At 69.7% G+C, this 20537-nt stretch carries 18 protein-coding genes; 10 read left to right on the top strand and 8 right to left on the bottom strand.

The window, feature by feature from the left end; all coding sequences use genetic code 11:
* Positions 1 to 28: 28 nt before the first annotated feature.
* Together crtI and AC1RIF_RS13745 are read right to left on the bottom strand one after the other, a co-directional pair.
* Entirely contained in the window at positions 29 to 1576 is a 1548-nt protein-coding gene (gene crtI / locus AC1RIF_RS13750) for a phytoene desaturase family protein (protein WP_492601935.1), read from the bottom strand.
* Positions 1577 to 1587: 11 nt separating this feature from the next.
* Positions 1588 to 2709, bottom strand: a complete 1122-nt coding sequence (locus AC1RIF_RS13745) for a polyprenyl synthetase family protein (RefSeq protein WP_492602350.1) — start codon at positions 2707 to 2709, stop codon at positions 1588 to 1590.
* A gap of 139 nt (positions 2710 to 2848) precedes the next feature.
* Here AC1RIF_RS13745 and metF point away from each other — a divergent pair, with 139 nt between their 5' ends.
* On the top strand, positions 2849 to 3829 hold the full coding sequence (gene metF / locus AC1RIF_RS13740) for a methylenetetrahydrofolate reductase [NAD(P)H] (RefSeq protein ID WP_492601934.1): 981 nt from the start codon (positions 2849 to 2851) through the stop codon (positions 3827 to 3829).
* A 66-nt stretch (positions 3830 to 3895) separates the two neighbouring features.
* Here the strand turns inward: metF and AC1RIF_RS13735 are convergent, their stop codons facing one another.
* On the bottom strand, positions 3896 to 4900 hold the full coding sequence (locus AC1RIF_RS13735; protein WP_492601933.1) for a poly(ethylene terephthalate) hydrolase family protein: 1005 nt from the start codon (positions 4898 to 4900) through the stop codon (positions 3896 to 3898).
* A 119-nt stretch (positions 4901 to 5019) separates the two neighbouring features.
* On the opposite strand from AC1RIF_RS13735, the gene AC1RIF_RS13730 reads away from it, so the two are divergent.
* From AC1RIF_RS13730 to AC1RIF_RS13720, 3 genes are all read left to right on the top strand, one after another.
* Positions 5020 to 5637: a TetR/AcrR family transcriptional regulator gene (locus AC1RIF_RS13730; protein WP_492601932.1), complete on the top strand. Its 618-nt coding sequence runs from the start codon at positions 5020 to 5022 to the stop codon at positions 5635 to 5637.
* A 242-nt stretch (positions 5638 to 5879) separates the two neighbouring features.
* The gene (locus AC1RIF_RS13725) at positions 5880 to 8321 is read left to right on the top strand and encodes a beta-glucosidase (protein ID WP_492601931.1); all 2442 of its coding nucleotides are present in this window, start codon (positions 5880 to 5882) and stop codon (positions 8319 to 8321) included.
* A gap of 152 nt (positions 8322 to 8473) precedes the next feature.
* Positions 8474 to 9358, top strand: a complete 885-nt coding sequence (locus tag AC1RIF_RS13720) for an SGNH/GDSL hydrolase family protein (RefSeq protein ID WP_492601930.1) — start codon at positions 8474 to 8476, stop codon at positions 9356 to 9358.
* A gap of 23 nt (positions 9359 to 9381) precedes the next feature.
* Here the strand turns inward: AC1RIF_RS13720 and AC1RIF_RS13715 are convergent, their stop codons facing one another.
* From AC1RIF_RS13715 to AC1RIF_RS13695, 5 genes are read right to left on the bottom strand one after another with little or no spacing between them, the layout of a single operon-like run.
* The gene (locus tag AC1RIF_RS13715) at positions 9382 to 10554 is read right to left on the bottom strand and encodes a glycosyltransferase family 2 protein (RefSeq protein WP_492602349.1); all 1173 of its coding nucleotides are present in this window, start codon (positions 10552 to 10554) and stop codon (positions 9382 to 9384) included.
* A 7-nt stretch (positions 10555 to 10561) separates the two neighbouring features.
* A complete protein-coding gene (locus tag AC1RIF_RS13710; protein ID WP_492601929.1) occupies positions 10562 to 11284 on the bottom strand; it encodes an LppM family (lipo)protein in 723 nt (240 codons plus the stop codon).
* A gap of 32 nt (positions 11285 to 11316) precedes the next feature.
* Complete coding sequence (locus AC1RIF_RS13705) at positions 11317 to 12156, bottom strand: carotenoid biosynthesis protein (protein ID WP_492601928.1); 840 nt, start codon at positions 12154 to 12156, stop codon at positions 11317 to 11319.
* Positions 12153 to 13778 carry a phytoene desaturase family protein gene (locus tag AC1RIF_RS13700; RefSeq protein ID WP_492601927.1) on the bottom strand — a complete coding sequence of 542 codons (1626 nt, stop codon included), beginning with the start codon at positions 13776 to 13778 and terminating at the stop codon, positions 12153 to 12155. Before AC1RIF_RS13700 ends, AC1RIF_RS13705 begins: the two co-directional genes overlap by 4 nt.
* On the bottom strand, positions 13778 to 14398 hold the full coding sequence (locus AC1RIF_RS13695) for a GNAT family N-acetyltransferase (RefSeq protein ID WP_492601926.1): 621 nt from the start codon (positions 14396 to 14398) through the stop codon (positions 13778 to 13780). Before AC1RIF_RS13695 ends, AC1RIF_RS13700 begins: the two co-directional genes overlap by 1 nt.
* Before the next feature lie 326 nt (positions 14399 to 14724).
* On the opposite strand from AC1RIF_RS13695, the gene AC1RIF_RS13690 reads away from it, so the two are divergent.
* From AC1RIF_RS13690 to AC1RIF_RS13665, 6 genes are all read left to right on the top strand, one after another.
* A complete protein-coding gene (locus AC1RIF_RS13690) occupies positions 14725 to 15129 on the top strand; it encodes an SAV_6107 family HEPN domain-containing protein (protein ID WP_492602348.1) in 405 nt (134 codons plus the stop codon).
* A 204-nt stretch (positions 15130 to 15333) separates the two neighbouring features.
* Positions 15334 to 15774: an SCO2097 family morphological protein gene (locus AC1RIF_RS13685; protein ID WP_492601925.1), complete on the top strand. Its 441-nt coding sequence runs from the start codon at positions 15334 to 15336 to the stop codon at positions 15772 to 15774.
* Between the two features lie 472 nt (positions 15775 to 16246).
* Positions 16247 to 16678, top strand: coding sequence for a division/cell wall cluster transcriptional repressor MraZ (mraZ, locus tag AC1RIF_RS13680; RefSeq protein WP_492601924.1), 432 nt, complete (start codon positions 16247 to 16249; stop codon positions 16676 to 16678).
* A 275-nt stretch (positions 16679 to 16953) separates the two neighbouring features.
* Positions 16954 to 17970, top strand: a complete 1017-nt coding sequence (gene rsmH, locus AC1RIF_RS13675; RefSeq protein WP_492601923.1) for a 16S rRNA (cytosine(1402)-N(4))-methyltransferase RsmH — start codon at positions 16954 to 16956, stop codon at positions 17968 to 17970.
* A 5-nt stretch (positions 17971 to 17975) separates the two neighbouring features.
* Positions 17976 to 18638, top strand: coding sequence for a cell division protein FtsL (gene ftsL / locus AC1RIF_RS13670; protein WP_492602347.1), 663 nt, complete (start codon positions 17976 to 17978; stop codon positions 18636 to 18638).
* Positions 18639 to 18718: 80 nt separating this feature from the next.
* The gene (locus AC1RIF_RS13665; RefSeq protein WP_492601922.1) at positions 18719 to 20530 is read left to right on the top strand and encodes a peptidoglycan D,D-transpeptidase FtsI family protein; all 1812 of its coding nucleotides are present in this window, start codon (positions 18719 to 18721) and stop codon (positions 20528 to 20530) included.
* Positions 20531 to 20537 lie beyond the last annotated feature (7 nt).

The following is a 20537-nucleotide window of genomic DNA, read 5'->3' as shown; positions in this document are numbered from 1 at the left end:
GGTAGTTAGTTTAGTGTGTCGTCGGCAATTATCCGGCAAGCCCCGGCCCCGACGGTCCGCACACGCGCTCGGCGGCCAGTTTGCCGGAGATCAGGACCGTCGGGACGCCGACACCGGGCGTGGTCCCCGATCCGGCGAGAACGACGTTCGCCGGCCGTCCGACCAGGTTGCGGCGCCGGAACGGCCCTGTCTGCCGGAAAATGTGGGCGGGAGCGAACGGGCTCCCGGCCGCCATCCCCTGACGGGCCCATGTGAGCGGCGTATCGATGTGATCAACGGCATAGTCGGTGCCGATGTCGTGGTATCCGCGGTGTTCCAGGGTTCGCAGGAGTTCGCGCGTGTACGCGGGGGCCAGTGCCGACCAGTCGAGCGGGGCGCTGTCGAGATTCGGGCACGGCGCCAGCACCGACAGCGGTTCGTGTTCGACACCGTCACGGGCGAGGACCAGCCCGGGGTCGGTCACCGCGGGGCGGGTGATCAACAGCGACGGATCGCTCATCAAGCGGCCGCGTCCGGGCCGGGCCGCGATCTCGGCGAACGTGCGCTCCCACTCCGCACCGAAATCGATCGTGTGGTGGTGCGCGGCGCCCCACAATGCACTGGTGGCGCGCGGGACCGTGCCGTGCAGCACGACGGCCGACGGCGAGATCCGCTGCCGGCGGACGCGCCGGGTCGCGAGCAGATCGTCCACGATCGGCAGGTCGGGGGTGAGGACGAGGGCATCGCACGCGAACGAACGGCCGTCGGCGGTGTGCACGGCACGGACGCGGTCACCGGACCGCTCGATACGGGTCACCTCGGTACCCAGGTGCAGGGTGCCGCCGGCCGAGGTGAAGGCGTCCGCCATCGACTCGGCGATCGTGCGCATCCCGCCCTCGGGGAACGACACCCCGAGCGAGGTGTCCATGTGCGCGATCGCGCCGTACACCGCCAGCGCCTTCGCCGGTGGCACGCCCGCGTACAGCGCCTGGAACGTGAAGATCCGCTGCAGCCGAGGATCGGTCACCCGCCGGGCCACCTGACCGCCGAGTCGCCCGAAGCCGCCCGCCGCAAGCAGTCGCGCCAGGTTCGTTGCCGACTTCCGGGTCGAGAGCAGGTCCAGCGGCGAGTCGAAATTGGCATCGATGAACGTGTCGAACTCGGCGTCGAACACCCGGGCCAGCCATCGACGCAGGTCCAGGTACCGGCGGGCCTCGTCCGGTCCACAGACCCGGGCAACCTCCGCGGCCATCAGTTCCGGGTCGGAGTGCACGTCGATCGTCGAGCCGTCCGCGAAACGCGCGTGGTATGCGGGAGCCAACCGGCGCAACCGCAGTGGCGGCGTCGTCGTGTCAAAATCCGCGCCGACGGCGGCCAGTGCGTCGCGCACCAGCTCGGGCATCGTCAGCACGGTGGCACCGCTGTCGATCACGTATCCGGGACCCCGGTACGTTCCGACGCGCCCGCCCGGACGGTCGTCGCGCTCGAGCAGTGTCACGTCCCGGCCCCGGCCCCGCAGATGGAGGGCCGCCGACAGTCCGGCCAGCCCGGCGCCGACCACCACGATCCGGTCGGTGGCGCCGAGAACGGTGCGCACACCCACGACGCTCAGGCGTCCCGGCGGGTGACGGCGATTCCCATCTCCCGTAGACGCCGTTTGCCCTCGTCGCTGGCCGTGCTGCCGTCGAGCGCGGCGAATGCGCTGGCGGTGAGCTCGGCAATGCGGCGTTCGGCGTCGTCGACGGCGCCCAGATCGGTGATCACGGTGCGTAGCCGTGCGACCTGCGCGTCCGACAGATCGGTGCCGATGGACTCCCGCAGCAGCGCCGCGGCCGAGGGGTCGGACCGATCGGCTCGCTGCAGGGCCTCCGCGAACAACACGGTCCGCTTACCCGCCCGCAGGTCGTCGCCGGACGGCTTGCCGGTGACATCCGGATCGCCGAAGACCCCGAGCAGATCGTCACGGAGCTGGAACGCGATGCCGATGTCGGTGCCGAACCGTCGGTAGGCCTCGACCAGGGTGTCGTCTGCCCCCGCCAGTGCTGCACCCAGGTGGAGTGGGCGTTCGATCGTGTACGCGGCCGTCTTGAAGCGATTGACGCGCAGCGCGGCCTCGATCGACTCGTCCGCGCGCACCTCGCCGCTGATGTCGAGGAACTGACCGCCGAGGACCTCGGTCCGCATCGCCGACCACACGGGCGAGATGCGGGCGAGGGTCTCCGGCGCGAGCCCGGCCTCCCGGACCATGTCGTCGGCCCAGGCCAGGGCCAGATCGCCCAGGAGGATGGCGACGGCCCGGCCGAATTCCGCGCTGCCGCCGCTCCACTGCTGGGCGCTGTGCTGGTCGGCGAACTCGACGTGCACGGTGGGGAACCCCCGGCGCGTGGTCGACGCGTCGATGATGTCGTCGTGGACCAGGGCACACGCCTGGACCAGTTCGAGCGCCGAGGCGCTGCGCAGCACCGCGTCCGCCTGCGGGCCTTCGGGGTCGCCACCGGCACCGAGCCAGCCCGTCCACGCGAAGGCCGGACGCACCCGCTTGCCGCCGCGCAGTACGAAACTCTCGAGGGTCGCGACAGCGTTCTCGTAGCCGCCACCGACCGACCGGATCGTGTCGGCCCGCGAAGCGAAGAACTCGCGGAGGGCACCCTCGACGCGATCGGTGAGCGGTGGGGTGGACCGGGAAGGGCGAGTGGACTCGCCGGCTCCAGCGGACAGGACAGCCTCCAAGTTGAGTACGGACCGGCGCGCGGCGGCGACCGACGCGCAAAGCCTCGACACCACCATAGTGGTCGCCCGGAAGGCAGGGTCGCCGGTACGGGCGCGACTCGATGCGGGGGAAACAGGGAGGCCAACCTATGCTGGATCGGTGACATTCGATGCCGTTCGGGGGCGCAACAGCGCGGGTTGGGAGACCCAGACCCCATCGATCGTGGACCGGATCAGCTCGTCGGAATCTTCCAGGAGCGGCCGGATCCCCTTCTCCGTAGAGTTCTCGCCGCCGCGCGACGAGGCTGCCGAGGCGCGGCTGTGGCGCGCGGTCCGCGAGTTCGAGCGGCTCGGTCCGGCGTTCGTGTCCATGACCTACGGCGCGGGCGGCTCGACGCGCGACCGCACCGTTCGTGTCACCGGCCAACTCGCCGAGGACACCACGCTGCTCCCGGTGGCGCACCTGACCGCCGTCGGACACAGCATCGACGAACTGCGCGCGATGTGCGGCGCCTACGCCGACCGCGGCATCAGCAACATCCTCGTGCTCCGTGGGGACCCGCCCGGCGATCCGCTCGGTGAGTGGGTCAAGCACCCCGACGGTGTCGAGTACGCCGAGGAACTGGTCCGTCTGGTCCGCGACATGGGCGACTTCCACGTCGGTGTGGCGTCGTTCCCGGAAGGCCACTACCGGGCGCCCGACCTCGAACACGACACGAAGTACCTGGTGTCCAAGCTGCGGGCCGGCGCCGAATACTCGATCACCCAGATGTTCTTCGACGTCGACGACTATCTGCGACTGCGCGACCGGGTCGTGGCGTTCGACCCCGAGCAGGGCGAGAAGCCGATCATCCCCGAGATCATGCCGATCACGTCGCTGCGCTCGGCCCGCCGCAGCCTGGAGTTGTCCGGCTCGAGCCTGCCGACGGCGTTGGAGGAGCGGCTCACCCGCGCTGCGGGCGACGGTCCGGAGGAGAACCGCGCCGCGGTGCGCGAGATCGGCATCGAGGTTGCGACGGAGATGAGTGAGCGGCTGATCGCCGAGGGCGCGCCGTGCCTGCACTTCATCACGCTCAATTTCGCGCGGGCGACCGGCGAGGTGCTGGCGAACCTGGGAATGTCTGCTTCGACGTCGGTGTGACGAGCCGGGCGCGTCCGCGCACGGGTCAGTGCCGGGCACGGAGTTGCCCGGCACTCACCCGTCCGTTCATCCGGTGATGTTGCTCGTCTGATTGCTCCAGTCGGGGTCGCCGAAGAGTTCCCCGTTTCCCGTGACGAAGGCGCTGTGTGCCTGGGCGTCGCCCTGCAGTCGGTCCATGACCCAGGCCGTGAGGTAGCCGAGGAAACCGGTGACACCGTCCACGCAGCCCAGGTTGTCCGGAGTGCAACCCGGCCGGCCCTGAATGTCGTTGTGGTTCGGGCCGTTCAGGGTTGCCCGCGCCTTGGCCGCCGAATCCGGGGTCGCCTCGTAGTAGGCCTGCGCAGACTGGATACCGATCACCTGCCACGGAAGCGGCTGGGAGGACGGTGAGATCGGGCTGTCGGAGCCGTTGACGTAGAAGACCGAGCCCGAGGTGAGTTCCCGGGGGTCCGTGCAGGTCGTCATCCCCTCCGGTTTCGGCAACCCGAGCGTGCACATGTACTGGCCGGGCAGTTCGATGGGGACCGCGGTCTTGACGGCACCGCCGGAGTGCGCGGTCGCGTTGAGGGTGCCGACCGCGCCCTGGGAGTGCCCCATCGCGCCGACGGCGTCGGTGTCCAGTTTCTGATGGAAGATGCTGGACGGATCGCTGTCCTGGCGCCGGAGGAAGTCCACAGCTTCGAGCATCTCCCGGCCGGAGCCCGTGTTGGTGTTGTCGACCGCGATCACCACGAAGCCCCAGGACGCCAGGTGCGAGAGCAGGTAGTCGTACTGGTGCGGATGCGCGAAGGTGCCGTTGCCCCAGGTGATGATCGGGTGCCGGTCGCCGTTCGCGCCGAGGTCGGTGGGGTACCAGACGTCGAATTCGGCGCCGGTGGAGTCGCAGCAGCCGATGCCCTTCTGCTTGGTCACCTCCCACGGCCCGCGTTCGGAGAACGTCGATTCGACGGTCCTCGTGGGCCCGGCGGCCGAGGTGGGTATCCCACCCGCCTGTGCTGCGGCGCCGGCCGCGACCATTGTCGTGGTCGCCGTGAGGAGGACGACGAGACCTTTTCGCACGCGACTTGTCATAGGTCGGAAGGGTAGGCACGACGCCTAGCGTGAGTTAGGGGTTGTGACAGTATCGTTACAAGTTGGTGTCGGCGTCGGCCGCGCGGTGAGGTGGGTGCTTTCGTCGTTAGGCTCGGGTGGTGACTGAGCGACAGCGGGGTGGGAGGGCAGCCAGGGCGGAAGCGCGACGTGAGGCCATCCTCGACGCGGCGATGACGGTGATCGCCGAGCGTGGTTATCGGGGAACGACGCTCGCTGCGGTGGCGGAACGCGTCGGGCTGACCCAGCCCGGCGTTCTGCACTACTTCCCCAGCAAGGAGCACCTCCTGATCGGGGTGCTCGAGGCTCGTGACCGGTGGGACGTCGCGGCCTTCCTCGCGGGGGCCGCGGATGCGCGACTGTCGCACCTCGAGCAGGTCGTCGAGTTCAATGCCGAGCGTCCGGGTGTCGTCCAGACCTTCACTGCGCTGGCGGCGGAGAGTGCGATCGGTGAGCATCCGGCGCGAGAGTTCTTCACCGAGCGTTACGCCGGTGCCCGTGAGGTCTTCACCGAGTTGCTGCGGCGGGAGTTCGGCGACCGACTGCCCGGTGGCCTCACGCCCGAGCAGGCGTCGCCGCTGCTGATCGCGGTCATGGACGGCATGCAGATCCAGTGGCTGCTGGCCCCCGAGGACGTCGATATGCCCGGCGCCTTCCGCAACTTCGTCGCCCTGCTGGGCCTGGGTGATCGTTCCGAGGACGGCGCCGGCCGAGGCTGACGCGTACCTCTGTCGTGGCTGTTCATCGGCGCCGCCTCCTCGGGGGGAGGTAACGGTTGCATATCAACGCCTATCTCCTGCTAGGTGAAGGTGTCAGTATCGAAGTGCTGCGGCATCACCCAGCTGCCCAGTCGGCTGCATCCTCGCCGGGATCGGCGAATCGACCTGTTCGTCAACCAGTTCGACGCTGGTTGAATCGGTTCGTCGGTTGCTGAAACCGTTCGATGGCAAAGGAATTCACGATGGAGAACGAAGCCGTACGCGAGGCAGTCGAAGCGGCGCTCGCCAAGCTGGATCTGGACACGAAGGCGCGGCTGTTGCAGGGCCAGGACATCTGGACGCTGCCGCCGCTCCCCGAGATCGGACTCGGCTCGATCGTGATGTCCGACGGCCCCGTCGGCGTGCGGGGGGCCAGCTGGGGCCCCGAGGATCCGTCCGTCCTGCTGCCTTCGCCGACTGCGATGGCCGCGTCCTGGGACCCCGAGCTGATCGCGCGCGCGGGGACGCTGCTCGCGCAGGAGGCGCGCCGCAAGGGCGTCCACCTGCTACTGGCCCCCACCGTGAACATGCACCGCACCCCGGTCGGCGGCCGGCACTTCGAGGCTTACTCCGAGGACCCGCTGCTCACCGGCGCGATCGGCTCCGGCTTCGTCCGCGGCGTGCAGTCCGGGGGCGTCGGCGCCACCGTCAAGCACTTCGTGGCCAACGACGCCGAGACCGACCGGATGAGCGTCGACAACATCGTCTCCCCTGAGGCCTTGCGGGAGATCTACCTCGCCCCGTTCGAGGCGATCGCGCGTGACGCCGGCCCGTGGGCCGTCATGTCTGCCTACAACAGCGTCAACGGCACCACGATGAGCGAGCACACCGAGCTGCTCCGCGGCGTGCTCCGCGACGAGTGGGGCTTCGACGGCATCGTGGTCTCCGACTGGATGGGCACCCGCTCGACGGTGGGCGCGATCCTCGGCGGCCTCGACGTCGCGATGCCCGGCCCGGTGTCCGTCTACGGTGAGCTCCTCGTCAAGGCGGTCCGGAACGGCGAGGTCGACGAGTCCGTCGTCGACGACGCCGTCCGCCACGTCCTGCACCTCGCGGCGCGCGTCGGACAGCTCGAGGGCGCCCCAGCCGCCGTCGCGGAGTTCCCCGCTCCGGTCGACGGCCGCGAGATCGCGCGCGAGGTCGCCCGGTGCTCCTTCGTGCTCGCCCGCAATGCCGAGGTCGACGGCGCTCCCGTCCTGCCGATCGCCCCTGCCGGGACTTCGGTCGCCCTCATCGGCCTGGCCGCGCGTGATGCCCGGGTGCTCGGCGGGGGCTCCGCCATGGTGTTCCCCCAGACCGTCGTCTCCCCGCTCGACGGACTGACCGACGCGCTGCCCGAGGGCACGCTGAGCTACAACGTCGGCACGTTGCTGAGCGAGGAGATGGGTATCGCCGACCGCGGGTTCACCCTGCGTGCCCGCTGCCTCGCTGCCGACGGCTCGCTGCAGCGCGAGCTCCCGCTGGCGGACGGCAACATCATGTGGATGGGCGACCTCCCCGAAGGCATCGACTACCCGTCGCTGCAGACCATCGAGATCCTCGGCACCTATACGCCGGAGCTGTCCGGCCCGCACCGCTTCGGCACCAAGGGCATCGGCCGGTTCACCCTGACCGTCGACGGCGAGACGGTGTTCGAGGGCGAGCAGACCCTCGAGAGCTTCGACCCGTTCGAGATGCTCTTCGGCTCCCCGAAGGACCGCGCCGTCGTCGAGCTCGAGGCGGGCCGCCCCGTCGAGGTCGCCCTGCGGTACGACCCGATGAAGATGGAGGGCTCTCCCATCGCCATCGTCAGCTTCGGTCTCGGGCACCTCGAGCCGCAGCGCGATCCCGAGGAACTCATGGCCGAGGCCGAGGCCGCCGCCGCCGAGGCCGATGTGGCCGTCGTCGTCGTGGCGACCACCGACAAGGTGGAGTCCGAGGGCTTCGACCGCACCACCCTCGAGCTGCCCGGACGTCAGGACGAGTTGGTCTCCCGCGTCGTCGCCGCCAACCCGCGCACTGTTGTGATCGTCAATTCCGGCGCGCCCGTCGAGATGCCGTGGCGCGACGACGTCGCAGCGGTGCTGCTGAGCTGGTTCCCCGGCCAGGAGGCCGGCGCGGCGCTGGCCGAGGTACTCATCGGCGTGGCCGAGCCCGGTGGCCGGCTGCCCACCACCTGGCCCGCGACGCTCGCGGACTGCCCGGTCACCGCCGTCACCCCCGTCGACGGCAAGCTCTCCTACGACGAGGGGCTGTTCATCGGCTACCGCGCGTGGGACCGGTCCGACGTCGCGCCCGCCTATCCGTTCGGGCACGGCCTCGGCTACACCACCTGGGAGTACGAGAGCATCGAGCGGGACGGAGACACCGTCACCGTGCGGGTCCGTAACACCGGCTCTCGGCGTGGGCGCGACGTCGTGCAGGCCTACCTCGCGCCGGTCGAACCCGACGCACAGCGGCCGGCCCGGGCGCTCGCAGGATTCACCACGGTCGAGGCGGCACCCGGCGAGACCGTGACCGCCACGATCGCGCTGCCCCGCCGGGCGTTCGAGGTCTGGGACGAGAACCGTGGAGCCTGGACCTACCGATCCGGGGCGTACGACGTGCGGGTCGGCCCGTCGTCCGCAGAGTGCCCTGTCGGTGTGCGGATCGAGGCGGTCGAGTAGCTGTCGGGGCATAGTCTCGATCGAATCGTTGCTCCGCGTTCATGATCGAAAGGTGTGATGCGTCGGCCGTCCTCCGGTGAGGCGGTCGGCGCATCGCGGGTCCGTCCGATCGGCCGTTCCCGGCCGATCCCACCGAGTGGGGGAGATGCACGATGGCATCGAGTTTCACAGGTAGACGATGGAAGACTGGGGCGGCGCTCGCGGCCGCGTCGGCAATCGCGGCGTCCGCCGTCGCCCTCGCCGCACCGGCCGCGGCGCTGCCCGGCGGCATCGAGTACGTGAATCTCGGCGACAGCTTCAGCGCGGGATCGGGCGTCGCTCCGATCGCACCCGGACAACCGCCCCAGTGCTGGCAGTCCGAACAGAACTTCGCGCACATCGTTGCCGCCGAATCGGGCTATCGGCTCACCGATGTCAGCTGTGGTGGCGCCAAGACCGAGGACTTTTACCAGGAGCGGTATCCGGGCGTCCGAGCCCAACTCGACGCGCTGTCGCCGTCGACCGAACTCGTGACGGTCATGATCGGCGGAAACAACAACGACACCTTTGCCGGCGCCGTCGCAACCTGCATCGGTGCCTGGGCGGTGAGTCCCGGCGCCTTCGACCCGTGCAAGTCGCGATACGGCGCGAGCCTGTTCGAGCCGATCACCAGCCAGACCTACCCGGCGCTCGTCGAAGTTCTCGAGGACGTACATGCCCGCGCCCCGCGAGCCCACGTCGTCGTCGTCGGGTACCCGTGGTTGCTGCCCGCGACCGGAGGTTGCTTTCCGCAGTTCCCGATCGCGCCGGGCGACGTTCCGTACCTGCGTGACCTGCAGGCCACACTCAACGACGCGATCGCGCGAGCGGCCGCCGAGACGGGCACGTCGTTCGTCGACATGTCCCGGGTGTCGGAAGGCCATGACGGCTGTAAGCCGGTGGGGGAGCGGTGGATCGAGCCGCTGATCGACTCCACGCAACCGGTACCGGTTCATCCGAATGCGGACGGTGAACGCGCCCTGGCCCGTGAGGTCGCCGCGGCGATCGCGAACGGATAGCTCTCGTCCGGCGACGGAACCGTTCAGGGCCGGTCGATTGCCCGGCCCTTCCACCGCAGGCCGCCGCGCCGGCGGTCGCGATGGGACGCGACGGTGAGGCCGATCAGTCCGACGATCGACGCCGGGTGGGCGGCAGCGTCCAGAAGGTCGCCCGCTCGGGGGCGGTGTCCCATCTCGACCGTCCGGGCCGCCAGTCTCGAGGCGGTCGCCGCGCCATAGCCTGCTGCGCCCCAGACGCGGGTCCCGCCCCGCCCGAACAGCATCGCGGCCGGGGGCACCAGGTAGGTCAGCGCAGCCGCGGCGGCGACCGCCGTCGACCCGGCAGCAGAGCCGTACGCCGTCCACAACCAGCGGGTGTATCCGGCCCGCAGCGCGGTGGGACCGTCGTACATCCGGCACCTCGCCCGGTCCTGGGCGGCCACGACCGTGGTCCGTCCGCCCCGGCGTCGCAGTTCCCGGGCGATGTCGAGATCCTCGGTGAGGCTGTCGGCAACGACGGCGTGCCCGCCGATCCGGAAGTAGGCCGCGGCGTCGAACACGAGGAACTGCCCGCAGGCCACCGCCGTCGACGGGCGGCGGCTGCCGTTGGCGACGCGGACCGGCAGCGTCGAGAACCACGACCAGCACAGCAGCGGCTGGATGATACGTTCGGCGGCCGTCACCGCGTCCTGACCGGGCCACGGGGAGACGAGGTCGGCGCCGGTGCGGCGCAGCTCGGTCACGGCGGCCGCGAGGGCGTCCGGGGCCAGTCGCACGTCGGCGTCGAGGAAGACCAGCGCGCCCGGCCTGGTGGGATCGACCAGTCGGGCCGCGTGCTCGGCGGCGGTTCGGCAGGCGGCGGTCTTGCCCGACCATCCGGGAGGCGGGGGCTGTGTGGACCGGATCAGCGTGAATCTGCTGTCGCCGTCGATGGCGCGTTCGGCGACCTGTGCCGTCGCATCGGTCGAGTCGTCGTCGAGGACGATCACGCGCAGCGTGGCGAGCAGGGTCTGGCCGCGCAGATCCGCGATGAGCCCGGAGATCCGGTGCGCCTCGTTCCGGGCCGGCACGAGGACCGTCACTGATTCGGTCACCGGGTCGGCGTGAAGTCGGGGCAGCCCGGCCACGTTCGCGACGGTGACGGCGGCGGCGGCGAGAGCGAGTCCGGTGCCCGCGCGGGTCGCGGCGGCGAGCGGTTCGATCGGTCGAGCCACTATCGAGGGCTCACCGTGTCGACGTCTCGAGATGATTCTCGCGGCGAGGCCCGGACGAGGTGTTGCGGTTGCGGGTGGCCCACGCCATCGCACCCACGATCGCCGCGACGGCGATCGTGACGCCGGCCGCCATACCCGCCCATCCGGCGAAACTGCGGGTCTTGGGATCGGCGTAGCGCACCTCGGCGCGCAGTGTGCTGACCTCGCCGGCGGGGAGCTTCCACGTGATGGTCGAATCGCCCTCGCGCGTGCCGTTGGTCGTCGCGACCCGGGCCGGGAACGCGATCGTGAACTGCACGTCGGTGCCCTGGGCCGGAACATTCTCGAGATCGATGCGCCCGCTGAGACTCACCAGATCGCCGGCCCGCTGCAGCGACAACTGCAGTGCCCCGTCGGTCTGCCCGGACATCCCGCCGAGATCCTGGACGTCGCCGAACGACAGCCCGCTGAAGAACGCCTCGGTGCCGACGTACCCGTCCTTCTGGTACTCCTGCACCCGGACCCGGTTGGCGAGCGACGGCGGCGGGGTGAGCTGCGGACCCTTGTCGTTCTCGTCCTTGGGGACGGTGGCCGCCACGATCTGCCCCGACACCTTGTCGTCGGCCGAAACTCCCATCGACACCTGCACACGCAGGCAGCCCGCCAGCAGCGGCACGGTGATCAGTGCCAGGGCCACGGTCGAAACCAGACGACGGAACCGGGTACGTGACGGCGATGGCGTGGGCGGCTGCACAGGGGTCATCGTGCCAGGCACGGGTATTCGTGTCAGGCGGTAGGGGTGTTGTCCAGCTCGGCCCGGCGTGTGCGTGCCAGCACCACGAGCAGCGGCACACCCAGCACACCCATCGCGACAGCACCGTAGACGGCCGAGTACCGCAGTTCGGGGGCGTCGAGAAACACCGCGTGGGCCAGCGCCGACCCCAGCCAGGTCCACAGGAACAGCGCGATGGGCACCGCGTCGTGGCGGAGTGACGTCGAGCCGGGACGGCGGTCGAGCCGGTCGAAGCGGGTGACGACAACCGCCATCGCGAGGGCGACGACGACCCAGCCCGCGTAGTTGGTGAGCGGAATGTGCTCGACGCCGGGCAGCCCGGCATCGGTGACGCACCAGCTCCACTGGCCGTCGGCGACCATCTGCGGATCCAGGTACAGGTCCCAGCCGACGACGCCGATCGTCGCGAGGACGATGCGGAGCACACGGGAGCGGGTCAGCAGCGACGCGACGCACCACACCGGGTAGAAGCCCGCCGTCCACGCGAACGGCACCACCAACGGCACGTCGGCGACGTCCCAGCCGAGCCGTCCGGTGGCGTACTCGTAGCAGCCGTAGGGGATGCCCGTCGCGGTCCCGACCACCTCGGACAACAGACCGATCCCGGCGGTCGCCGCGACCATCGCGCCGGCCCAACGCCCGCCGCGCACGGCCACGGCGTGCACGATCGAGGCGGCGGCCAGCAGTGCCACCACCGCGACCGTCACCACGTCCCGGGAACGGCCGTCCACCAGCGGATATACGATCTGCGCGGCGACCGCGGCCACGGCGAGCCCGACCGAGACCCGCAACAGGACGGCGCTCGGGAATCTCGTCCGAGGCAGTGCGCTCATCGGACGGTCTTGCGCAGCGTCCGTCGGATCGGACCACCGCGCGCGTCGGACAGCGCGATCCGCGCCGCGCTCCGCCCGCTCGAGCCGGACACGCCACCACCCGGATGGGTCGACGCGCCGGTGAGGTACAGGTTGTCCGCGCCCGGCACCCGATGCGCGGACAGTTCCGGAATCGGGCGCCACATGAACATCTGGTCCAGCGACATCTCGACGTGCATCACGTTGCCACCGATCAGGCCCATCTCGCGCTCGATGTCGGCGGGTGTCTGGATGTGCCGGTGACGGACACTGTCCGCGAAGCCGGGTGCCAGCGCGTCGACACTCGCGACGATGCGATCGGCTTCGCTCGTGCCCAGGTCCGCCCAGTTGCGGCCGCCGGACAACGTGTACGGATGCCACTGCGACCACAGCGTCACCTGGTGTTCGCCGGCGGGGGCGATTGTCGGGTCGATGCCGCTGAAGCTCATCGCGAGGACCGCCGGTTCGGGCGGCAACTCGCCGGCGAGGGCGGCGCCGTGCGCCGTCCGCAGCTGGGCGCGGTCGGAGACGAGGAGTTGCAGCCCCGACGTCGTGGTCGCGTCGGTCGCATCCGTGGGGGCGCTCGGGTACGACGGCAGTGCGTCGGTGCCGAGACGCAGCACCATGCCGATGCCGGGTCCGACGCGGATCCGACGACGCCAACGGTCGAGGGTGGGGCGGTCGTAGCCGCCGCGTTCGAGCAGATCGAGAGTGGTCAGCACGTGACAGCCGGCGATGACGCGGCGCGCGCGCACCCGGCGTCCGGACTCCGTCACCACGGTCCAGCCGTCGGCATCCCGGCGCAGCTCGGTTGCGCCGTCGCCGAGGGTGACCGCGCCGCCGTCGGAGGTGAGCCGGGCGGCGAGCGCCGCGGTGAGCGCGCCGCTGCCGCCGACCGCACGCCCCGGCGGCAGCGTGTGCATCAGCGCCGCGAACCCGACCATCGGCGCGGTTCCCGGCTCCGACATCGGCGGACCGGACTGTGCACCGAACCACGCGAGCGCCGCCTTGAGCGGTTCGCTGTCGAAGTACTCGTCGAGCAGGGCGTCGCCCGTCGTCAGGAACTCCCGGGAGATCTCGCCGGCGCCGCCGGACGTGTCGAGGCCCCAGAACGACCGCAGCAGATGGCCTCCGGTGGGTGGCGCCGAGAACGCGCGCATCACGCGCTCGGTCCGCGGCCCCCACGTCTCGACGAAGCGCCGGTAGGCGTCCGCATCGGCCGCACCGCACGACTCCTCGATGGACCGGCACGTCCGTTCGAGGCTGCGGTGGAAGACGATGCCCGGTCGGTCCGATCCCGCCGGCGCCGGGGCGAACGCCCACGGGTCGCAGTCGATGTAGCGCAGTCCGTGCGCGGCGAGATCGAGCTCTTCGATGATTCCGGTGTGCCGGATCATGATGTGCGCCGACGACCCACGATCCACCTTGTGTCCGGGGAACCGCTCGACCGTCGAGACCGCGCCACCCAGGACCGTGTCCCGCTCGAGAACCTCCACCGACCATCCCGACCGGGCGAGGTAGCAGGCCGATACCAGGGCGTTGTGGCCCGAACCGACCACGACCGCGTCGAGTCGGGCGTCAGCGGCTCTCGTGAACTCCGGCATCACAGCGGCAACCCCCGTCCGAGAACGGCGAACGGGCGGCGATCGCCCGCGAAGGTGAAGTGACGGACGACGTCCCGGAATCCGGTGCGCCGGTACAGGCGCCATGCTCGGTTGTCCTCGTCGTCCACCTCGGGGGTGGACAGCAGTACGCCCCGTTCCGGACGGCCGTCGAGTAGACGGCGGAGCAGTTGCTCGCCCAGGCGGTGCCCCTGCGCGTCCGGGTGGACGTGCAGTTCGGTCAGCTCGAAGTAGCTACCGAGGACATAGGTGATCTGGTCCCGGCTCCATCCGGTTGCCTGCATCCCGTGCCGCACCTGCTGCTGCCACCACTGGTCGGGGGCGCCGCGGTACCCGTATGCGATCGCGACCAGCGGCGCCGGGTGGTCGGCGTGTCCGGGATCGGCCTGTACAGCGCCGACGGCGCGCCAGCCCGGTCGCTGCATGTGCTCGGTCCACATGGGTGCGCGGTGGTACTCGGTTCCGCGGGGGTACCCCATGGCCGCCACGTAGATCGACAGTGCTTCGGGGAGCCGGGCCCGCATATCGGATACCGACAGGTCCACGACGGCCGGAGCGGACTCCGGATTCGGGTCGGGGCTCTCGCCGGTGCTCGCATCCATGCGCGGGCTCACCCTTCTCTCTTGACGACATGTCGGTGGGGCCAGTTATATTGAATAGGTCGAACGCATGTTCGATATGGCCGATCCGGCGATGTTCGAGGGAAGCGAACATCGCCGGATCGGTGGTCCCGAACCTCGGAGCGTTGGGAGGTGCTCGAAGCATGTCGAAGGTCGTGCCTGAAGGTGTGCAGGGTGTCGCTGTCGCACGCGAGGCGGTGCCGACGCGGCGGTCGATGTCCGGACCGTCGCGGATCGCGACGTCCGGTTGCGGATCGCCCGGTCGTGCTGCTGGAGCGGAGGTGCTGTCGGGCCCGTCGTCGTCGCCGATGTCCGCGGTCATGTTGCTGCGTCGCGCCGACGGCCTGTTGTCGGAGGCGGCGGGTGCCGTCGAGGCCGCCGAGCGATTCCGCTGTGCGTACCTCGGAGCCCTTCGCGGGGCCGCGGCCGTCCTCGCCGACACGGAGGGGAAAGCGGACGGCGGTCGGGCGAGGCGGACTCGTTCCCGCAGTGCCTGGGTCCTCATGGCACGCGCGGCACCGGATTTCGTGGAGTGGGCCGACTACTTCGCGCAGCACTCCGCGCTCCGGGCCTCGATCGAAGCCGGCGTGACTCGGACGGTGACCGACGTCGATGCGGATGCGTTCTACTTCGAGGTGGGACGGTTCCTGACGGCGGTCGAGGATCGCCTCGGAGCGGCGGGTCGGGGTGCCGGCTCGGGGCTCTCGGCGTAGCGCCGGCCCGGTGATTCCGGACACGTTCGCCGCCCCTTCTGGTGGGGCATACCGGATTGTCGCCGATTCGGTGGCAACTTGTCGACGGACTAGGTGGTCAGGGGAGGACTCTCCTCGTATTATTGAATTCAGGTAACCGCCAGTCAGTTACCCACCTCTCCGCACCGCGGCGAGGTGCCAACTCTTAGTGCCGGGGGAGGTACCGTGCCACTCTCCGAGCACGAGCAGCGCATGCTCGATCAAATCGAGAGCGCTCTCTACGCCGAGGATCCCAAGTTCGCGTCCACGGTGAGGGGCGGGCGAATGCGTGCCCCCGCTGGAAAACGTCGATTGCAGGCGGTGGCCCTCTTCGCGTTGGGTCTCGTCCTTCTCATCGCGGGCGTAGCTCTGGACGTGTTGTGGTTGGGCGGATTCCCGATCGTCAGTGTGATCGGATTCGTCGTGATGTTCGGTGCCGGCGTGCTCTTCCTCTTCGGTGGAGGGAAGGGCCATCTGGCAGCGGTACCCGACGGGGACACCCCGTCCGGTGAAGGGTCGGGCGCGCGTGGATCGCATCCGCGCAAGCCCCATGGAGGTAAGAAGTCCGGGGGCGGATTCTCGTCCCGGATGGAGGACCGTTTCCGCAGGAGGTTCGAACAGGAGTAGCTTCCGGCGTTCGAAACACCGACGCTCTCGAAACGGCGATGGCGCGACCACCACGGTCGCGCCATCGCCGTTTTCGTGTCGCCACTCTCAGGCCCTCCCCACCTGTCCCCACCGCTGTCCCCACATGTCCCCACTGCCGGCTCCCGCCGGTAACGGGCGTGAGCCGGGGGTTTGTTGTCGTGTGGTGCCAGGGCCTTGAACTGGAGATTCCTCGGTCGGGGGAGCGTCGGCGCGGCCGGGGTGGTCGTGTTCGGGGTCACGCCGACGAAAACGCCCCACTTCGGGCCATGCCCGATGATCTGCGGTTATTCACGGCCACTTGTCAAATCGGCCCCCCGATCGGATTCGAAGTGGAGGAAAGTGGGGTAATGTGGTGCGCAGCGGATCACGTGAGTGACCCGCCAGAATGCAGGGCGATACCGGCCGGTATCGGCCACACGTTCGCCACAGGGCCCCGGCGGGAGGTGTCGAGATGTTTCTCGGTACCTATACGCCGAAGCTCGACGACAAGGGGCGACTCACGTTGCCTGCGAAGTTCCGGGACGCGTTGGCGGGAGGGTTGATGGTCACGAAAGGGCAGGACCACAGCCTTGCGGTGTACCCCCGTGAGGAGTTCACCGCGCTTGCGCGTCGTGCGGCAGCGGCTTCCCGAAGCAATCCGCAGGCCCGCGCGTTCGTGCGTGCGCTTGCGTCGGGAACCGACGAGCAGCATCCCGATGCCCAGGGACGGATCACGCTGTCCTCCGACCATCGTCGCTATGCGGGGTTGTCGAAGGAGTGCGTGGTGATCGGATCGGTCGACTTCCTCGAGATTTGGGACGCCCAGGCATGGGAGTCCTACGTCGCGGAGCACGAGGAAAGCTACTCACAAGCCAGAGACGAGGCGCTCGAGGGGATCTTCTAGCCCACCGACGCCACAGGCGAGTGCCGCGAGGCCTCTGCCCGAGTGTGACCCTGACGCACTTCCCCAGCGCCAGGTTCACGGCGGGACCCTGACGCACTTCCCCAGCGCCAGGTTCCTCGATCGGACAGGGACCTCGAGGCATTCGCTCTCCCGGAGAGTGGACGTTCGCGAGTTTCGTTGCAGCGCAGATCGATCGACGAGAGCCCGCCGAATCACCTCTTCGGAGCCCCAACCACGTGCAAGCCCCACAGCATCGAGCAGGAGCCGGAGGAATCATGGTCGACGGCGAGGACGACACCCGGTCGGTCCCCGGCGAGTTCGGTCATGTCCCGGTGCTGCTGCACCGAGCGGACGACCTTCTCGGGCCGGCACTGACCGCCCACGACCCGCACGGCGAGGGCGCGGTCATGATCGACGCGACCCTCGGTCTCGGCGGGCATTCGGAGCACTTCCTCCGGACCTATCCCGGTCTGCACCTCATCGGGCTGGATCGCGACCCCGAGGCGTTGCGGATCGCGTCCGAGCGCCTGGCCGCCTACGCGGACCGCACCACCTTCGTGCACACGCGCTACGACGGCATCGTCCACGCGCTCGAGCAGGCCGGTCTGGACTCGATCGGAACCGTGCACGGCATCCTGTTCGATCTGGGTGTCTCGTCGATGCAGCTGGATGAGGCCGAGCGCGGATTCGCCTACTCGATCGACGCGCCGTTGGACATGCGGATGAACCCGACGACCGGGATCACCGCGGCCGAGGTGCTCAACACCTACAGCCACGGCGAGCTGGCGCGGATTCTGAGCACGTACGGCGAGGAGCGCTTCGCGGGGCGGATCGCCTCCGAGGTGGTCCGCCGTCGTCAGAAGCAGCCGTTCACCACCAGTGCCGCCCTGGTCGAACTCATCTACGACGCCATTCCGGCAGCGACGCGTCGCACGGGCGGCCATCCCGCGAAGCGCACGTTCCAGGCGCTGCGGGTCGAGGTCAACGGCGAGCTCGATTCGCTGCGTGACGCAATCCCCGCTGCCCTCGACGCGCTCGCGGTCGGCGGGCGGGTCGTGTTCATGTCGTACCAGTCGCTCGAGGACCGCGTGGTCAAGCAGGAGCTGACGCCACTGTCGAAGTCGAAGACGCCCGAGGGCCTGCCGGTGGAGCTGCCGGGCATGGGGCCGGAGTTCCGGATCCTCACGCGAGGTGCGGAACGTGCGTCCGAACAGGAGATCGAAGACAACCCGAGAGCGGCGCCCGTGCGTCTGCGAGCAGCCGAACGAATCGCCAGGAGGGCTGGAGCGTGACTGACATGACGGTTCGGATGACGTCCACCGGTATCGGGTCCGCGCGTGTCCGGCGGTCCAGTGCGGCGCAGAAGGCCTACGAGCGCCGCCAGCAGCGGGCTTCGGTCGGCGGCGGAACCCGACCGTCCTCGACGGCGTCGACTTCGGCGTCGCCGCGGAGGATCGTGGCCCGGATCCCGTTCGTGGCCACCATCATCGGCCTGCTCTGCCTCGGCCTTGCGACGACTCTGCTGCTCACGACGCGGGCCGCGGAGGACTCGTACCAGCTCGCGGACGCGCGCGCCCACAACCAGAGTCTGCGCGAGCGGACGGCCGCGTTGCAGCGGGATGTCGCGGCGGGCAACTCGGCGCCGGTTCTCGCCGAGAAGGCGGCCGAGCAGGGGCTGATCCCCGCGAAGGATCCTGCGCGACTGGTCGTGTCCGCGGACGGCAGCGTCGAGGTGATCGGTACTCCGAAGCCCGCTGAGGGCAAGCCGGTCGCTCCGCTGGATCGGACGCCGCCGCCTGTGGCCGAGCCGGCTCCGTCCCGGGCGACGCAGCCCGCTCCCACCACCGCCCCACCCGCAGCCACGCCGCCGCCCGTCAATGACGGCCGGATCCAGGCCCGTGGTGAACAATTGACGCCTGTGACGGTGATCACCCAACCCCCGGCGGGTGCTCGGCAGTGACACCGGTGGGTGGACGCACTCCCGCCTCGCGGCCGCGTCGGCCCGCGCCGCCGCGGCGATCGCGGGGGCGTAAGTCCCCGGTGAGGCGTACCGACGGATTCGGGTTCCGTCTCAAGTACGGCCGGGCGACGATGCTGGTTGCACTCGGGGTCGCCGCGGTGCAGCTGCTGTGGGTTCAGGGAATCGACGCGCCGAGGTTGTCGGCCGAGGCCGCAAATCAGCGCACCACGACTGTCACCCTTCCGGCCGTTCGGGGCGCGATCCTCGACAGGAACGGCGACAAGCTCGCCTACACCCTCGATGCCAAGGCGTTGACCTTCCAGCCGGTGCGCGAACGCAAGAGGATGGAGGAGGAGCGTGCCAAGGACGAGACCGCTCCCGATCCCGACACCCGGGTGAAGGAGATCGCGAAGGGGATCCACGAGCACTTGGGTGACACGGTCTCCGAGAGTGCCCTGCTCGAGAAGCTGCGCAGCAACGAGACATTCGTCTACCTGGCGCGCAGCGTCGATCCCGCCGTGGCCGCGGACATCGCCGACGAGTTCGAGGAAGTGGGACTCGAGCGGCAGGACATTCGCGAGTATCCCGGTGGTTCGCTCGCGGCGAACATCGTCGGTGCCACCGGGTGGGACGGGCACGGACTGCTCGGGCTCGAGGCGTCGATGGATTCCACGCTGGCGGGTACCGACGGTTCCGAGACCCACGACCGTGGGTCCGACGGTGCCGTCATCCCCGGCAGCCGTCGGGATCTGCAGCCGGCGGTGGACGGCTCCAACGTGGAACTGACCATCGATTCCGACCTGCAGTACTACGTGCAGCAGCAGACACAGCAGGCGAAGGACCTGTCGGGTGCGAAGAACGCGTCCGTCGTGGTGCTCGACGCGAAGACGTCCGAGGTTCTCGCGATGACCAACGACGGCACGTTCAACCCGGCGATCGGTGTCGGGAACAACCCGCGGACCGCGCAGATGGGCAATCTGCCGGTGAGTTCGCCGTTCGAACCGGGATCGGTCAACAAGATCGTGACCGCGGCCGCGGCGCTCGAGTACGGGCTGACCACGCCCGAAGAGGTGCTCCAGGTTCCCGGGTCGATCCAGATGGCCGGAGTGTCGGTCAAGGACGCGTGGGCGCACGGCGTCGTGCCGTTCACCTCGACCGGCGTCTTCGGTAAGTCGTCGAACGTGGGCACGCTGATGCTCGCGGAGCGGGTCGGGGAGGAGCGCTTCGCCGAGATGCTGCACAAGTTCGGTCTCGGTCAGCGCACCGATGTCGGGTTGCCGGGCGAGAGCGCCGGCAACGTCCCGCACATCGACGACTGGTCGGGCGGCACGTTCGCGAACCTGCCGATCGGTCAGGGCCTGTCGATGACGCTCCTGCAGATGACCGGTATGTACCAGGCCATCGCCAACGACGGCGAGCGGATCGCCCCACGAATCGTCAAGTCGACCCTCGCGCCGGACGGTTCCCGGATCGAGACCGAACGCCCGGAGCCGGTGCGGGTCGTGAGCGAGGAGACTGCCCGCACCACCCGTGACATGTTCCGGTCGGTCACCCAGAAGGATCCGATGGGATATCAGCAGGGCACCGGGCCGCAGGCGGGTGTCGAAGGCTACCAGATCAGTGGCAAGACCGGCACCGCGCAGCAGGTCGACCCGGCCTGCGGGTGCTACTCGAACTCCAACTACTGGATCACCTTCGCGGGCATCGCGCCCTCGGACGATCCGCGTTATGTCATCGGGATCATGCTCGACGCGCCCGTCCGCGGCATCGACGGCGGCGGTGGGCAGTCGGCCGCGCCGCTGTTCCACAACATCGCGTCGTGGCTCCTGCAGCGGGACAGTGTTCCGCTGTCGCCGGACCCGGGTCGGCGGTTGGTGTTGCAGGCCGATTGACACCGAC

Source organism: Prescottella sp. GW823-FHT02E09 (assembly GCF_058797375.1).
Note: the sequence above shows the minus strand (reverse complement) of the source record. Positions and strands in the feature narration are given on the sequence as shown.

Coding starts and splice junctions, on each gene's coding strand:
- AC1RIF_RS13735 (WP_492601933.1), bottom strand. CDS start 4,900: ATGACAAGTCGCGTGCGAAAAGGTCTCGTCGTCCTCCTCACGGCGACC.
- AC1RIF_RS13725 (WP_492601931.1), top strand. CDS start 5,880: ATGGAGAACGAAGCCGTACGCGAGGCAGTCGAAGCGGCGCTCGCCAAG.
- AC1RIF_RS13720 (WP_492601930.1), top strand. CDS start 8,474: ATGGCATCGAGTTTCACAGGTAGACGATGGAAGACTGGGGCGGCGCTC.
- AC1RIF_RS13705 (WP_492601928.1), bottom strand. CDS start 12,156: ATGAGCGCACTGCCTCGGACGAGATTCCCGAGCGCCGTCCTGTTGCGG.
- AC1RIF_RS13700 (WP_492601927.1), bottom strand. CDS start 13,778: ATGCCGGAGTTCACGAGAGCCGCTGACGCCCGACTCGACGCGGTCGTG.
- AC1RIF_RS13695 (WP_492601926.1), bottom strand. CDS start 14,398: ATGGATGCGAGCACCGGCGAGAGCCCCGACCCGAATCCGGAGTCCGCT.
- AC1RIF_RS13690 (WP_492602348.1), top strand. CDS start 14,725: ATGTCCGCGGTCATGTTGCTGCGTCGCGCCGACGGCCTGTTGTCGGAG.
- mraZ (WP_492601924.1), top strand. CDS start 16,247: ATGTTTCTCGGTACCTATACGCCGAAGCTCGACGACAAGGGGCGACTC.
- rsmH (WP_492601923.1), top strand. CDS start 16,954: ATGGTCGACGGCGAGGACGACACCCGGTCGGTCCCCGGCGAGTTCGGT.
- ftsL (WP_492602347.1), top strand. CDS start 17,976: ATGACGGTTCGGATGACGTCCACCGGTATCGGGTCCGCGCGTGTCCGG.